General features: G+C 60.4%; 8 protein-coding genes. 4 read left to right on the top strand and 4 right to left on the bottom strand.

The window, feature by feature from the left end; genetic code table 11:
* Positions 1-80: 80 nt before the first annotated feature.
* From ACA071_RS12885 to ACA071_RS12875, 3 genes are read right to left on the bottom strand one after another with little or no spacing between them, the layout of a single operon-like run.
* Positions 81-3,239, bottom strand: coding sequence for a CusA/CzcA family heavy metal efflux RND transporter (locus ACA071_RS12885; RefSeq protein WP_497644695.1), 3,159 nt, complete (start codon positions 3,237-3,239; stop codon positions 81-83).
* Positions 3,240-3,278: 39 nt separating this feature from the next.
* Positions 3,279-4,490: an efflux RND transporter periplasmic adaptor subunit gene (locus ACA071_RS12880; RefSeq protein ID WP_497644694.1), complete on the bottom strand. Its 1,212-nt coding sequence runs from the start codon at positions 4,488-4,490 to the stop codon at positions 3,279-3,281.
* Positions 4,491-4,541: 51 nt separating this feature from the next.
* Complete coding sequence (locus ACA071_RS12875) at positions 4,542-5,693, bottom strand: TolC family protein (protein WP_497645299.1); 1,152 nt, start codon at positions 5,691-5,693, stop codon at positions 4,542-4,544.
* A gap of 548 nt (positions 5,694-6,241) precedes the next feature.
* Between ACA071_RS12875 and ACA071_RS12870 the strand changes: the two genes are divergently transcribed.
* Positions 6,242-6,916: a heavy metal response regulator transcription factor gene (locus tag ACA071_RS12870; protein ID WP_497644693.1), complete on the top strand. Its 675-nt coding sequence runs from the start codon at positions 6,242-6,244 to the stop codon at positions 6,914-6,916.
* A complete protein-coding gene (locus tag ACA071_RS12865; protein ID WP_497644692.1) occupies positions 6,913-8,352 on the top strand; it encodes a heavy metal sensor histidine kinase in 1,440 nt (479 codons plus the stop codon). Before ACA071_RS12870 ends, ACA071_RS12865 begins: the two co-directional genes overlap by 4 nt.
* 137 nt (positions 8,353-8,489) lie before the next feature.
* On the opposite strand, the gene ACA071_RS12860 is transcribed toward ACA071_RS12865, so the two are convergent.
* A complete protein-coding gene (locus ACA071_RS12860; protein WP_497644691.1) occupies positions 8,490-8,726 on the bottom strand; it encodes a hypothetical protein in 237 nt (78 codons plus the stop codon).
* A 156-nt stretch (positions 8,727-8,882) separates the two neighbouring features.
* On the opposite strand from ACA071_RS12860, the gene ACA071_RS12855 reads away from it, so the two are divergent.
* On the top strand, positions 8,883-10,646 hold the full coding sequence (locus tag ACA071_RS12855) for an L-lactate permease (RefSeq protein WP_497644690.1): 1,764 nt from the start codon (positions 8,883-8,885) through the stop codon (positions 10,644-10,646).
* A gap of 354 nt (positions 10,647-11,000) precedes the next feature.
* Positions 11,001-15,137 (top strand): CheR family methyltransferase, encoded by a 4,137-nt coding sequence (locus ACA071_RS12850; RefSeq protein WP_497644689.1) that lies wholly within the window; start codon positions 11,001-11,003, stop codon positions 15,135-15,137.

The raw sequence follows: 15,137 nt of genomic DNA, 5'->3' as shown, positions 1-15,137 counted from the left end.
AACATTACATATCCGTTATGTAGGCCGGTATAAAAAAGCCCGCCATTGACTATCAATCGCGGGCCTTTTTAATCATCAATTTATTCAGTAACCGGTGTAACTTCATCCTCCTCCCGACGGTGCGCCCAATGATAAAGCGCAGGCAATATCAGCAACGTCAGCGCTGTCGAGGACAGGATCCCGCCGATCACCACGGTCGCCAGTGGCCGCTGCACCTCCGCTCCGGTCCCGGTGGCCAATGCCATCGGAATAAACCCGAGCGAGGCCACCAGAGCCGTCATCAACACCGGACGCAGCCGCGTCAGTGCCCCTTCATTGATCGCACTGCTCAGCGAGCGCCCCTCCTCCCGCAGATTGCGGATGAACGCGATCATCACCAGACCGTTGAGCACCGCCACCCCGGACAAGGCAATGAAGCCAACCCCCGCCGAGATCGACAGCGGAATATCCCGCAACCACAACGCCATGACCCCGCCGGTCAACGCGAACGGAATCCCGGTGAACACCAACAAGCCGTCCTTGAGGTTGTTAAACATCATGAACAACAACGCGAACACTAGCAGCAAGGCCACCGGCACCACGATTTGCAAGCGTTTGGCCGCCGATTGCAGCTGCTCGAACTGCCCACCCCAACTGGTCCAGTAACCGGCCGGGATTTGCACTTGCTGGTCAATGGCTTGGCTGGCTTCCTGGACAAATGAACCGATATCCCGCCCGCGCACATTGGAGCTGACGATCACCAGCCGCTTGCCGTTCTCGCGACTGACCTGGTTCGGCCCCAGCACCAGGTCAAGCGTCGCCACTTCCGACAGCGCGATAAAGCCAATCTGATCGGCACTGCCATTGAGCAGCGCCGGCACCGGGATCAGCAGTGTCGACAAGCCTTCGACGTCCTTGCGCATGGCATCGGACAAACGCACCACCATGTCGAACCGACGGTCGCCCTCATACAGCGTCCCGGCCTGACGCCCGCCGACTGCCACCGCGATGGTGTCTTGCACATCGCCCACGTTCAGGCCGTAACGGGCGGCTTTGTCGCGGTCGATATTGATGGTCAGCACCGGCAGCCCGGTGGTCTGTTCGACCTTGACCTCGGAAGCGCCGTTGACCTGCTGCATCGACGCGGCAATTCTCGCCGCAGTGCTGTTGAGCACCGCCATGTCATCGCCAAAGACCTTGACCGCGACGTCACTGCGCACGCCAGAGATCAGCTCGTTGAAACGCAACTGAATCGGCTGGGACAGTTCGTAGTTGCTGCCCGGCATGGTCGCCGCGGCAGCCTGGATATCGGCAATCAGCGCCTCCCGGGACTTGCTCGGGTCCGGCCATTGATCCTTGGGTTTGAGCATCACATAGCTGTCAGAGATGTTTGGCGGCATCGGGTCCGAGGCAATTTCCGCAGTCCCGGTGCGAGCGAACATGCGCTGCACTTCAGGGACTTTTTCCAGCACGCGTTTTTCCAGGCGCTGCTGCATGTCCACCGATTGCGTCAGGCTGGTGCCCGGTACGCGCAAGGCTTGCAGGGCGAAATCACCTTCGCTGAGGCTGGGCACAAACTCGCTGCCCATGCGGCTGGCGACCACGCCCGACAGCGCAATCACGGCCAATGCCAGACCGAACGCGATCGAGCGATGGCCCATGACCCACGCCAGCGCTGGCGCGTAGATCCGCCGGGCGCCGCGCATGATGATGTTCTCTTCTTCCTTGACCTTGCCGGTCACAAACATCGCAATCGCCGCCGGGACAAAGGTCACCGACAACAGCATCGCGCCGAGCAAGGCGATTACCACGGTAAACGCCATCGGGTGGAACATTTTCCCTTCGACGCCGGTGAGGGCAAAAATCGGCAGGTAGACGACCATGATGATCAACTGGCCGAAAATCAGCGGTCGGCGTGCTTCCCTGGCTGCCGCGAACACTTCGTGAAAGCGTTCTGAGCGAGTGAGGATGCGCCCGTGGTGTTGCTGGGCATGGGCCAGGCGGCGGATGGCGTTTTCGACAATCACCACCGCGCCGTCGACGATGATGCCGAAGTCCAGCGCGCCCAAACTCATCAGGTTGGCGCTGACTTTGTTGGTGAACATGCCGGTGAAGGTGAAGAGCATGGCCAGCGGAATCACCATCGCCGTGATTAGCGCGGCGCGAATGTTGCCCAGGAACAGGAACAGAATCGCGATCACCAGGATCGCCCCTTCCACCAGGTTTTTCTTCACCGTGGCGATCGCCTTGTCCACCAGGTGGGTGCGGTCGTACACGGTCACCGCAACCACGCCTTTGGGCAGCGAGCGGTTGATCTGTTCAAGCTTGCCGGCCACTGCCTGGGACACCGTGCGGCTGTTTTCGCCGATCAACATGAACACCGTGCCGAGCACCACTTCACGGCCGTTTTCGGTGGCGGCGCCGGTGCGTAATTCGCGTCCGATGTCTACGGTCGCGACGTTCTTGATGCGGATCGGCGTGCCATCGACGTTGGCCATGACAATATTGGCGATGTCGTCGGTGGTCGCGACCTGGCCCGGTGCGCGGATCAGCAACTGCTCGCCGCTGCGTTCGATGTAACCGGCGCCGACGTTGGCGTTGTTGCGCTCCAGCGCGGTTACCAAGTCGGTCAAGGTCAGCTTATAGGCCGCCAGGCGTTTCGGATCGGGCGCAATCTGGTATTCCTTGGCGAAACCGCCGATGGTGTTGATCTCGGCCACGCCCGGCACGTTGCGCAACTGCGGCTTGATGATCCAGTCCTGGATCACCCGCAAATCGGTTGGCGTGTAAGGGCTGCCATCCTCTTTAAGCGCGCCCTCCTCGGCCTCGACGGTCCAGAGGAAAATCTCCCCGAGCCCGGTGGAGATCGGCCCCATGACCGCCTCCACCCCTTCGGGCAGTTGCTCCTTGGCCACCTGTAACCGTTCGTTGACCAATTGCCGGGCGAAGAACAGGTCGGTGCCTTCCTTGAAGATCACCGTGACTTGCGACAGACCCGAACGCGACAGCGAGCGGGTCTGCTCCAGTGCCGGCAAACCGGCCATGGCGGTTTCGATGGGGAATGTGATGCGCTGTTCGGTTTCCAGCGGTGAAAAACCCGCCGCTCCGGTGTTGATTTGCACTTGCACGTTGGTGATGTCGGGCACGGCGTCGATCGGCAGCTTCTGATAGCTGGCGATGCCGAGGCCGGCCATGAGCAGCACCGCGAGCAGCACGATGATGCGCTGCTCGATGGAGAATTGGATCAGGCGTTCAAACATGAGGACCTTCTCGTGGCAATGGCGGGTCGGTGGGCGTCATTAGTGAGCGTGCTCGGCCGAGGCTTTACCCAGTTCCGATTTGAGAATGAAGCTGCCGGCCGTCGCGACTTGCACACCCGGCGCCAGGCCTTCAGTGATCTCGACCAGGCCGGCGGCACGGCTGCCGACCACCACCGGCTGCGCCTGAAAGCCGTCGGCAGTGCGCACGAATACCGTGGGTTTGTCCTCGACCGTTTGCAGCGCCGCTTCCGGCACGGCAACTTGGGTCTGGCGGGTTTCGGTGTCCACCCGCACGGTCACGAACAGGCCCGGGCGCCAGGCGCCTTGCGGGTTGGCCAGGGTCACGCGGACCGTGGCGGTGCGGGTTTGCTCGCCGAGCAAGCTGCCGACGTAGGCCACGGTGCCCGTCACTTCGGCATTCAGTTCCGAGGCGCTGACCGTCACCGATTTGCCCACCAGCACCTTGTTCAGATCCTTCGGCGAAACACCGAAAGTCACCCACACCCGCGACAAATCCGAGAGCGTGAAGGCGTTGGTGGTTTCGCTGACGACCTCCCCCAGACCCAAGTGTTTTTCCACCACCACACCGTCGAACGGCGCCCGCAGCTCATAGCGATTGCCGCCGCTGGCCACCGAGCTGCCGCTGAGCACGCTGATTTTCTGTCGGGCGTTGCCGAGGGCGATTTCAGCTTCTTGCAGGGCCTGGCGCGCTTGCAGGAAATCCTGTTCGGCCGAGATCTTGTCCTGCCATAACTGCCGTTCCCGCTGGTAGGTGGTGCGCGCCAATTCCAGACGACGCTGGGCGGCGGCCTGCTCACTGCGTTGATCAGAGATTTGTTGGCTGGCAATCACCGCCAGCAGCTGACCTTTTTTCACCGATTGCCCAAGGTTGACGTGCACCGACTCGACGACACCGGGCACGCGAGGCACCACGTGCGCGGTGTGGTCTTCGTCGAAGCGGATTTCACCCGGAAATGGCAATGAAAGGCTGATGTCCCGGGCCTTGGCTTCGGCCAGTTGAATACCGGCCGAGGCGATCTGCTCGGCGTTGAGAGCCAGGTGCCCTTCTTCGGTTTCGCCTTCAGCGTGTGAGGCTTTCGCTTGCCCTTCGCCGGCGTGATCGTCGTGGCCCTGTTCATCCTGAGTCTGAGCAATAGCCGTCGACGACGACACACTGCCCAGCCAGAACGAACCAAGGCCGATGCCCACCGCGAGGGTCAGTGCGGTGACAAACAGCTGTTTTTTTTCCATGGAGACTCCTGCGCCGTCCCGTTGGCCGGGCAGCGATAAAAAAAGATGAAATCAACGGGGGCGCGTGAGCGCCTCGACATCGCCGAAAATGCGTTCAATACGCGACCAGGCATCGGTCGCCTCAGCGATGGCCTGGATGTACTGCGAACGCGCGCTGATCAAGGTGCGCTGGGCATCGAGCACGTCGAGGAAGTTGAACTTGCCCATCTCGAAACCACGGGTCGCGGTATCCACTGCACTTTGCGCAGCCGGCAGGATGGAGCGGTCGAACGACTGGATTTCGGTGTTGGCGGTCAGCCATTGATCCAGAGTGGTCTGGATCTCCGTGCGCAAGCGCAGCTCACTGGCATTGCGCAGGTCCCGGGCCTGATCGGTGCGGCGCGCGGCGGCGAGAATGTTGCCCTGATTGCGGTTGAACAGCGGGATCGGCATCGACAGCCCGACGACGTTGACCCGCTCGCGCTCCAGCTCACTGTATTGGCTGCCCACGCTTACCGTGAGGTCCGGAATCCGCTGCGCCTTCTCCAGACCCAGGGACGCTTCGCGCTGATCGATCTGCAGCTTGGCCAGACGCAGTTCGGCGGTGTCTTCGATGCGTGCCAGCAGCCGTGTAGCTGGCGGCACTTCGGGCATCGAGCGCCCGGTATCGGCGACGCTGACAAAGGTCGGCAACGGCGCGCCCATGACCTGCGCAAGTCGCTGCCAGGCACTGGCCTCGTCGCGTTCAGCCCGCCGCAATTCCAGGCGCACTTCCGAGCGTTGGACTTCGGCGCGCGTCCCTTCCACCGGCGATGACTTGCCACTGTCGATGCGCCCTTGAGCCACCCGTACGCCGCGTTCCGCGAGCTCCAGCGACTGGCGCGACAGCGACAGCCGTTGCTGCGCCGTCGAGGCACTGTAGAACGCCTGGATGACATCGGCCCGCAACACGTTGCGCTTGCGCTCCAACTCGATGCCCGCCGCGTCCTGGGCGCGACTGGCAACGTCGATCCTGGCCCCGCGTTTACCGCCCAGCTCGATGGGTTGATTGATCATCACCGTGGTGGTGCGCGAGTTGCGCCGGGTGTCTTCCGCCTCCCAGGACACTTCGGGGTTGGGGATCAACCCCGCTTGCTGTCGATCGCCCTGGGCGATGCCGATGTCCCACTGCGCCGCCGCCAGATCGGGGTTATTGGCAAATGCCGTTTGCAGGGCTTGATCCATGGTCAGCGCCGGCGTGGACGAAGCCGCGGCAACGGTGCCCGTCCATGAGAGCAAGCAACTTAAACCGAGGATTGCGGAGATATTCAAGGGAACTATTAACGTTCGATGCCAACGCACTTTCAGACTTCCTTTAAAGCACTAATAATTCAATGGCATCAATGTAGAGTTGTGCAGCTATCAACAAGGTGACTGCAACATTACAAATACGTTATCCAGCGTTTCAGCTGTATTTTTTGCATTAACATGGCTCGGGTAGAAATTCGAATAACCACACAAGCAATATGAAGAAACAAATGCCAGACACTTATCTGCCGAACAGCACTTGTCGAAACTTCACAACCCTGCAAACCGCCCAGACTCATGCGACATGTTGTCGCAAACACCTCAAGAACAAGGCTTTCGCTTGACCCTGAAGCAGCTACAGGCTTTACGGTGACGATCAGCAACGTATTTCAAATGCCCTCTTCATTCGCTCAGAAAACCCTAAAACAAAGACTAACTTTTCTGAATCATTCCATTATTTTTGTTCATTAAAAGGGTGACATGCCATGCGAATCCTTGTAGTCGAGGACGAGCTTAAAACTGCCGAATACTTGCATCAGGGACTGACTGAAAGTGGCTATGTAGTTGACCGTGCAGGTAATGGTGCCGATGGACTTCATCTGGCGCGTCAACAGGTCTACGACTTGGTGATACTTGACGTCAATATGCCGCAACTTGATGGCTGGGGTGTGCTTGAGCACCTGCGCCAAAGCAGCAACACCCGGGTCATGATGCTGACCGCTCGCGGGCGTCTGGCGGACAAGATCCGCGGCCTGGACCTGGGCGCCGATGATTATCTGGTCAAGCCATTCGAGTTTCCGGAACTGCTGGCCCGGGTGCGGACCCTGATGCGCCGCAGCGAGCACATTCCGGTGCCGCAGGTGTTGAAAGTCGCCGACCTGGAACTCGATCAGGGCCGCCATCGGGCGTTTCGTGGCGAGCAGCGCATCGACCTGACGACCAAGGAGTTTGCCCTGCTGCACCTGCTGATGCGTCAGTCGGGCGAGGTGCTGTCACGCACGCAGATCATTTCGCTGGTCTGGGACATGAATTTCGACTGCGACACCAACGTGGTCGAGGTTTCAATTCGTCGGTTGAGGGCCAAGATCGACGATCCGTTCGATAACAAGTTGATCCATACCCTGCGCGGCGTTGGTTATGTGCTGGAGGCCCGGGAATGAAGCCGGCGAGCCTGTCGATGCGACTGGGTTTGACCGTGAGTATTCTGGGGGCGTTGCTGGTGGTGTTGCTGGCGGTGCTGGCGTTTATTGCCCTCAGCCATGAGCTGGAAACGCTGTCAAAAGGCAGCCTTGACGCGAAAATGCAACAGGTCGAGCACAGCCTGTCGAGCTATGAAAAACCCGCCGATATCAACACCGAACCGCACGCGTTGCTCGATCAAGTGATGGGCCACGACAACCTCAACCTGACCCTGTATGACCTGGAGAATCTACGCTCACCGCTGCTGAAATTCGGTACGGGGCTCGCAGACCCAAGGGTGGAGTTGAAGGCGGCAGGGGCCGCCATCGACAAACTGTCGTACTCCAAAAGCACCGATGATCAGGGCCGGCATTTCCTGACCGTTTCCAGGCTCATCCGTCTGCAGAACGGTACGAGCGTCGCCGTGTTGCTGTCGATTGATTGCGCCAACGATGAAGCGTTACTCAGCGCGTACCTGCGCTCGACGATCATTGCCTTGCCGCTGTTGCTGCTCCTGATCGGCATCAGTGCCTGGGCGGTGGTGCAACGCGGACTCGCGCCGCTGCGGGAGTTTCGCAAGGTGGCGGCGATGATCTCGGCCCAGGACCTCAGCCACCGGCTCTCGGTGGTGAAGATGCCCCAGGAGCTCAGCGAACTGGCCCACGGCATCAACTTCATGCTGCATCGCCTCGACAGCGATGTTCAGCAGCTGTCGCAGTTCTCCGATGACCTGGCCCACGAACTGCGCTCGCCCATCACCAACCTGATGGGCAAGGCCCAGGTGACGCTGTCCCGGGAGCGGCCGACCGAGGAATACAAAACGGTGCTGGAGTCCTGCACCGAAGAGTTGGGCCGCGTGACACGGATTGTCTCGGACATGCTGTTCCTGGCGCAGGTCAGTCACCCCGCCGCGCTGGTGCCGTTCGAAACCATTGCCCTGGAAGATGAAGCGTTGAAGGTCATCGACCTGTTTTCGCTGTCAGCGGAAGAGAAACGCATCAGCCTGAGCGTCACCGGCAGTGGCTCGACCCTTGGCGACCGGTTGATGATTCAGCGGGCGATTTCCAACCTGATGTCCAACGCGATACGCCATTGCCCGGCTGGCCAGGCCATTTCCCTTGTCATCGAAAACCATGCCACCCACGTCTCGCTATTGGTGGGCAACCCTGGCGCCGGGATCGAAGCGCAACACCTGCCGCATCTGTTCGACCGCTTCTATCGAGTCGATACCAGTCGCGCCCGCGCAGAAGGCGGGACCGGTCTGGGGCTGGCGATTGTGCGCTCGATCATGAGCCTGCATCAGGGCACCGCCGAAGTGCAAAGCCTGCCCGGCAGCGTCACGGTGTTCAGGCTGGTGTTTGCGAACATCGACGGGCAGCCCCCTTGGCAATCCCGAGGCGAAACACGCGCTTTGTAGCAGCTGGCGAAGCCTGCGTTCGGCTGCGCAGCAGACGGTAATCAGCCGACGCGGTGCTTCAGGAAGACCCGAGTGCTCTAGTTTTACGGCTGCTTCGCAGCCGAACGCAGGCTTCGCCAGCGGCTACAGATTGCGTATTACAGCGTCCGCTGGCTATTGCCGATTCCCCGCGCCTGCTCAATCCCCCAATCGAACGCATCTTCCATGTCCAGCAGATGCGGCTTCGGCGCATGGTCTTCGACAACGACCGTGCCGTCCGGCTGGTAGACGCCGATAAACATCTCCAGCGAGCCGTCCCTCAATATCTTGGCCTTGACCTCGATCTTGCAGCCGTTCGACAGGGTTTCCGTATGGACCATATGGCGCTCGGTCATTACTGCATTCCTCTTGTCGTGGGTAAACGAATCACGCCTGAGTCATGTTAGCTCAGCGAGAACGACCGCCAAGACAGCGGCCAAATGCCACCTATACTGCAACGACCTAACCCGCAAAAGGACCTGCGCTTCCAACAATAAAAGTTGAGGTGGAACATGGTCTGGCAGCAAATCTACGACCCGTTCGGCAACCCGGTTATATCGACCATCATGGCAGCAGTGCCGGTGGTGGTGATGCTGGCCTCCCTGGCGTTCTTTCATATCAAGGCGCACATGGCAGCGCTGCTGGCCCTGGCCTCAGCCTTGTTGATCGCCATCTTCGCCTTCGGCATGCCGGCGAACATGGCTGGTACCGCGGCGCTTTTTGGCGCGGCCAACGGGCTGCTGCCGATTGGCTGGATCGTGCTCAACATCATCTTCCTGCACCGACTGACCACCGAGAACGGCTCGTTCAAGGTGTTGCAGGATTCCCTGGCGCGGATTACCGACGACCGGCGCCTGCAACTGCTGCTGATTGCTTTCTGCTTCGGTGCTTTCTTCGAAGGCGCGGCCGGGTTCGGCACGCCGGTGGCAGTGACCGGGGCGATTCTGATTGGCCTCGGTTTCTCGCCGCTGGCCGCCTCGGGCCTGGCGTTGATCGCCAACACTGCGCCCGTGGCGTTCGGCGCACTCGGCACCCCGATCATCACCCTGGCCAAGGTCACCGGGCTGGATGAAATGGAGTTGTCGATGATGGTCGGTCGGCAGTTGCCGTTTTTCTCGGTGCTGGTGCCGTTCTGGTTGATCTGGGCCTTTGCCGGTTGGCGCAAGATGCTGGAAATCTGGCCGGCGATTCTGGTGGCCGGGGTCAGTTTTGCCGTGCCGCAGTTCCTCGTCTCCAACTACCACGGGCCGATGCTGGTGGACGTGATCGCCGCACTGATTTCCATGGCCTGCCTGACCGGATTCCTCAAGGTGTGGAAGCCAGCAAATGTGCACACCTCGGCCGCGCTGTCGGGGCGTGTCGACAACTCGAAAATCGACCCGGAGCACGAGCAAAAACCCGAGGCCAGTGCGACGTTTTCCGCCGATGCCAAACCGGCGGTCATGCGCGCGTGGATGCCGTGGATCATCCTCACAGTGTTTGTGTTCGCCTGGGGCACCCAGGGCTTCAAGAACCTGTTCGATACCCGCGCCGTCATCGACCCGCAAACCCATTCCGCCACCCTCGACCCTCAGGGCAAACCGTTGCGTGAGGCCAACCCGATTTTCTCGCCGGCCCTGACCTTCACCACCCTGCACCAGCAAGTCGAGAAAGTACCGCCGGTCGTACCGACGCCGAAAACCGAGGACGCGATCTACAAGTTCACCTGGTTCACCGCCACCGGCAGCGGCATCTTGCTCGCGGCCATCCTCGGCGGGTTGCTGATGGGCTACTCGATCCCGCAACTGGCGCAGCAGTACCTGCGAACCCTGTGGGTGGTGCGCTATTCGCTGATCACCATTGCGGCGATGCTTGCCCTCGGCTACCTGACCCGCTACTCGGGACTGGACGCCACCATGGGACTGGCCTTCGCCGCCACGGGGATTTTCTACCCGATGTTCGGCACCCTGCTCGGCTGGCTCGGCGTGGCGCTGACCGGCTCCGACACGGCTTCCAACGTGCTGTTCGGCGGTTTGCAACGGGTGACCTCCGAACAACTGGGGATCAGCCCGGTGTTGATGGCTGCCGCCAACAGTTCCGGCGGGGTCATGGGCAAGATGGTTGATGCCCAATCAATCGTGGTCGCCTCCACCGCCACCCGCTGGTACGGCCATGAAGGGGAGATTCTGCGCTATGTGTTCTTCCACTCCATCGTGCTGGCGATCCTGGTCGGCGGGCTGGTGACGTTGCAGGCGTATGTGGCACCGTTCACGCATATGGTGGTGGGTGGGCATTGAATCACCAAGGTCAGCCATGCCCGGTTTTTCAACCCCGGGCATGGCGAGCAAGCACACTCGTACCAAGTGACCGGGAACCTTTCCCCCTCGCCGCTTATCCCTTGATAATCGGCTAGTCTTAATAGACTGAGCCAGTGCGCCCGAGCGCGTCGATTGCTCGACTCAGTCCCCGAAGAAACGTCCACCCGTTCATGAATAGAATGCTAAATTTCTCCGCCGCCAAGTTTGCGTGGATGGAATGCATGTAAGTGATTGCGACAGCAGTAATAAAATGGCCCTGCCAATGATGCTCGAGGCAGGTGCAAGCCAAATAATTTTGTCGCGGCGTAGACGTCGCCTTTTCAAGGCACAGGCATGACAACTTCATCCGACCCATCGTCCAATGTTGCCCAGTCCAAGCAACACCCGCTTCACCAACTCGATTTTGGTGTGGTCGGCATTGGTGCGTCCGCCGGTGGCCTGCAAGCGATCAAACTGTTTTTCGAGAACATGCCCCAGGACAACGGCATGGCGTTCGTGATCATTCTTCACCTGTCACCGGATCACGAAAGCATTGCCGACAAGATCATCCAGGAATCGACCCAGATGCCGGTCCTGCAGGTCATCGAATCGGTGCCCATCGAAAAGAATCACGTCTATGTCATTTCTCCCGCCCATCGGCTGACGATGAATGACGGTTACCTTGAGGTCAGTCCGTCCGACCCACGCCTGGGCCGAACCTCGGCCATCGATCTGTTCTTCCGCGACCTGGCCGATGTGCATCGCGAACGGGCGTTTTGCGTGGTGTTGTCCGGCACCGGTTCCGATGGTGCGGTCGGTTTGTCCCGCATCAAGGAACAAGGTGGCGTGACCCTGGCCCAGGCGCCGGAAGATGCCGAGTTCGACGGCATGCCCCGAGCCGCCATCGACACCCAGATGGTCGATCTGGTCCTGCCCGTCGTGGAGATGCCGCAAAAGTTGTTGGAGTTGTGGCGCAATGCCAAGTCCATTTCCCTGCCCACGGCCGACGACCCGGACCTGCAATCCATCGCCTCGGTCGCCGAGCGCGACGCGGCGGCTGCCGAACAAGTGCTGCGTGACGTGCTGATCCAGTTGCGCGCCGGCACCGGTCATGACTTCAAGCACTACAAGCGCGCCACCGTGTTGCGCCGCATCGAGCGGCGGATGCAGGTGACGGCGCAACCCGACCTCCCCTCCTACTATCGATACCTGCTGACCAGCCCCGAAGAAACCAAGGCGTTGCTGGCTGACATGTTGATCGGCGTGACCAACTTCTTCCGCGACCGTGAGGCCTTCGAAGCGCTGGAGCGCGACGTGGTGCCGCAACTGGTCAGCGCGGCCATCTCTGCTCACCCGGAAAATGAAGAAATCCGTGTCTGGTCGGCCGGCTGCTCCACCGGCGAAGAGGTCTACAGCCTGGCGATGCTGGTCAATGATCAGATGCAACTGGACGCCAGCCAGGCGTCGTTGCAGTTATTCGCCACCGATATCGACGAGCGTGCGATCAGCATCGGGCGCAGCGGGCTGTATCCGCAAGCGATCGTCACCGATGTGCCGCCGACGCGGCTGCGCCACTATTTCAGCAAAGAAAACCAGCACTACCGGATTCGTAAAGAGCTGCGCGAAAAGGTCCTGTTTGCCAAGCACAGCCTGTTGTCGGATCCGCCGTTCTCGCACATGGACCTGATCGTCTGTCGCAACCTGCTGATCTACCTGGATCGCGAAGTCCAACGCGAGATCCTGCAGATGTTCCACTTTGCCCTGCGTCCCGGTGGTTTCCTGTTCCTGGGCACCTCCGAGAGCGCGGATGCCTGCCACGACCTGTTTGCCCCGGTCGACAAACGCAACCGGATCTTCCGGGCCAAGACCGGCACCGGCAGTAGCCGACGCGCTCCGACCATGCCCCGTGGAGGCTATGTGCGAACCGACATTACCCGCCAAGCCCCACCCAGCAGCAAGCCGCGCAAATTGTCGTTCGCCGATATTCACCAACGCGCACTGGAATACTCCGCACCGCCGAGCATGATCGTCGACGCCAATGCCGACATCCTGCACATGAGCGAAAGCGCGGGGCGTTTCCTGCGGCATGTTGGCGGTGAGCTGTCACGCAACTTGTTGACGCTGATTCTTCCGGAATTGCGCCTTGAGGTGCGTACGACGCTGTTCCAGGCGCAACAAGGCAGCCTGATGGTGAGGTCGCGCACGGTGGCGATCAAACGCGAGGAACGCAGTTATCGGGTCGACCTGACGGCCCACCCCTACCGTGATGAAGAATCGGACAGCGAGTTCGTCCTGCTGATGTTCGAGGAAGTCGAAGTCGACCCTTCCGAAGTCTCGAACTCCACGGCGCTGCATTCCGAAAACCAGGTGCTGTCCAACCTCGAACGTGAACTGCAGCGCACCAAGTTGCAGCTGCAGGACACCATCGAACAATCGGAAGTCTCCAGCGAAGAGCTCAAGGCCTCCAACGAAGAAATGCAGGCGATCAACGAAGAACTGCGCTCGGCCACCGAAGAGCTGGAAACCAGCAAGGAAGAATTGCAGTCGATCAACGAAGAGTTGCTGACGGTCAACTTCGAGCTGAAGACCAAAGTTGAAGAAACCGACAAGATCAATGACTACCTGACCAACCTGATCGCCTCCACCGACATTGCCACGGTGTTTGTCGACAGCAGCATGCGCATCAAGTGGTTCACCCCGCGAGCCACCGATATCTTCAGCATGTTGCCGGTGGACACCGGGCGCTCGTTGCTCGACATCACCCATCGCCTGGATTACGAAGACCTGGCCGGTGACGCGGCGCTGGTGTTCGAATCCTTGAACATGATCGAACGTGAAGTCAGCAGCACCGACAATCGCTGGTACATCGCCCGTCTCCTGCCCTACCGCTCCAGCGCCGATCACATCGACGGCACCGTGCTGACGTTCATCGACATCACCAAGCGCCATGCCGCCGAAGAAGAACTGCGCCTGGGTGAAGAACGCATGCGCCTGGTGGCTGAAAGTACCCGCGACTACGCGATCATCACCCTCGATGAACTGGGCATCATCACCACCTGGAACAAAGGCGCCGAATTGATTTTCGGCTACAGGAAATCCGAAGCCGAAGGCGCTTACTACGACTTCATTTTCTCCGAAGAGGACCGTGCCGCCGGCGTACCGGAAAGCGAGTTATCGACAGTGCGCATCAACGGCCGCAACGAAGACGAACGCTGGCACTTGCGCAAGGACGGCAGCCGCTTTTTCTGCAGCGGCGAAGTCACGCTGCTGCGCGGCGACAACCTTCAAGGCTACGTGAAAATTGCCCGGGACCTGACAGGTCACAAGCGCCTGCATGAAGAACAAAACCAGCAACTGGCGGAAACCCAGAGCAGCAGCCACCTGAAGGATGAGTTCTTTGCGGTGATGTCCCACGAGCTCAAGCATCCACTGAATCTGATTCAGCTCAACGCCGAACTGCTGCGGCGCCTGCCGCTGATCAAGGGGACGACGCCTGCGGAAAAAGCCGTCAACACCATTTGCGAGGCAGTGAGTAGCCAGGCACGGATCATCGATGATTTGCTCGATGTCGCCCGGGTGCGCACCGGCAAGCTGCGGCTCAAGCGCAGCGTCGTGGATTTGAACCGGATGCTGCAAGACGTCTATCAGGTGGTGACCAATGCCCATCCAGGCGTTGACGTAACGCTGCAACTGCCTGAAGCGTTGGCCATTGATGCCGACCCGACCCGGGTCGAACAAATCATCTGGAACCTGGTGAACAACGCCCTGAAGTTCACCCCTGCGGGTGGCCAGGTCCGCTTGATCGCCACGCGCGAAGCCGGCATGGCCCGGCTCGACGTGCAGGACAGCGGCGTGGGCTTGAGCACCGAAAGTCTGAATGAAGTGTTCGACCTGTTCGGTCAGGCGGCCAACCAGCACGCGACCCATCACCGTGATGGGCTGGGAATCGGCCTGTCGCTGGTGCGGCAATTGACCGAAGCCCATGGGGGCAGTGTCGAAGTCCAATCTCCCGGCCTGGGCCTGGGCTGCACCTTTACCGTCCGCCTGCCCTTGAGCCGGCCCCGTGACGAAGTAACGCCATCAACCCAGACCGGCGAACAGTCCGGACGCCTTGCCGGCCTCACCGTGTTGCTGGTGGATGACTCGCGCGAAGTGCTGGACACCATGAAGATGCTGCTGGAAATGGAAGATGCCCAGGTCATCGCCTTCGCCGAGCCGCACCAGGCGCTGGAAGCCGCCCAGACCGGACAATACGACCTGGTAGTCTCCGACGTGGGCATGCCGGGCATGAGCGGCCATGATTTGATGCGCGCCTTGCGGGAGCTGCCGCATATCAAGCAGGTGCCGGCGATTGCCTTGACCGGTTATGGCGCTGAAAGCGATGTCGAGAAATCCCGCAACTCCGGTTTCGACCGCCATCTGGGCAAACCGGTGTCCTATGACGCGCTGATCGAGACGATTGAAGAGCTGAGGCAGACGCGCACGGACTGA

The organism is Pseudomonas sp. LBUM1646 (assembly GCF_059716165.1).
The sequence above is the reverse complement of the archived record's forward strand: the minus strand, read 5'-3'. Positions and strand labels throughout refer to the sequence as shown.

Bases quoted from the DNA above. Each gene is read 5' to 3' on its own strand.
- ACA071_RS12865 (WP_497644692.1), top strand. From the start codon at position 6,913: ATGAAGCCGGCGAGCCTGTCGATGCGACTGGGTTTGACCGTGAGTATT.
- ACA071_RS12860 (WP_497644691.1), bottom strand. From the start codon at position 8,726: ATGACCGAGCGCCATATGGTCCATACGGAAACCCTGTCGAACGGCTGC.
- ACA071_RS12870 (WP_497644693.1), top strand. From the start codon at position 6,242: ATGCGAATCCTTGTAGTCGAGGACGAGCTTAAAACTGCCGAATACTTG.
- ACA071_RS12880 (WP_497644694.1), bottom strand. From the start codon at position 4,490: ATGGAAAAAAAACAGCTGTTTGTCACCGCACTGACCCTCGCGGTGGGC.
- ACA071_RS12875 (WP_497645299.1), bottom strand. From the start codon at position 5,693: ATGGATCAAGCCCTGCAAACGGCATTTGCCAATAACCCCGATCTGGCG.
- ACA071_RS12855 (WP_497644690.1), top strand. From the start codon at position 8,883: ATGGTCTGGCAGCAAATCTACGACCCGTTCGGCAACCCGGTTATATCG.
- ACA071_RS12885 (WP_497644695.1), bottom strand. From the start codon at position 3,239: ATGTTTGAACGCCTGATCCAATTCTCCATCGAGCAGCGCATCATCGTG.
- ACA071_RS12850 (WP_497644689.1), top strand. From the start codon at position 11,001: ATGACAACTTCATCCGACCCATCGTCCAATGTTGCCCAGTCCAAGCAA.